At 59.5% G+C, this 666-nt stretch carries 1 protein-coding gene; it reads left to right on the top strand.

Annotated features, from left to right (window positions below; all coding sequences use genetic code 11):
* Positions 1-666 (top strand): site-specific tyrosine recombinase XerC (gene xerC, locus ACGF49_RS24695; RefSeq protein WP_387493362.1); only part of this gene is annotated, 666 nt, incomplete at both ends.

Raw genomic sequence — 666 nt, 5'->3', positions numbered from 1 at the left:
CACGCTGAAAGTACAGACCCATCACACCTATCGCTTTATCCTGTGGGCCACGGAACGGGGCCTGTACTCTGCCGCGGATATCACGCGGCCGATACTGGAGCGTTACCAGCGCTACCTGTACCAGTACCGCAAGACCAACGGAGAGCCGCTGAGCATCCGCACCCAGCGCACCCAGTTGCAGCCGTTACAGGTGTGGTTCAAATGGCTGACCAAACAGAACCTGATACTGGCGAACCCGGCAGCGGACATTGAGTTGCCGCGGGAAGAAAAACGCCTGCCGCGGTATATCCTGAGCATTGATGAAATCGAGCATATCCTGTCGCTGCCTGACCCAAATACGTTGCAGGGCGCACGCGACCGGGCCCTGATGGAGCTGCTCTGGTCAACAGGGATACGACGCAGTGAAGTGGCCCGGCTCGATATCTACAGCATTGACGGGTCACGCAAAACGGTGACCATCCGGCAGGGCAAGGGGAATAAAGACCGGGTATTGCCCCTCGGCGAACGGGCCTTAAACTGGCTCCAGTTCTATCAGCAGCAGGTTCGCCCGCAACTGCTGGTCACCCCGGACATCCAGTCGCTGTTCGTGGCAATGGACGGTCTCGACGGGTTGCAGCCGAACGGTATCACGAATGCCGTGAGCGGCTATATCCGGGCCGCCGGCAT

The organism is Photorhabdus sp. RM96S (assembly GCF_042879335.1).
Lineage (GTDB): Bacteria > Pseudomonadota > Gammaproteobacteria > Enterobacterales > Enterobacteriaceae > Photorhabdus > Photorhabdus kayaii.
The sequence above is the reverse complement of the archived record's forward strand: the minus strand, read 5'-3'. Positions and strand labels throughout refer to the sequence as shown.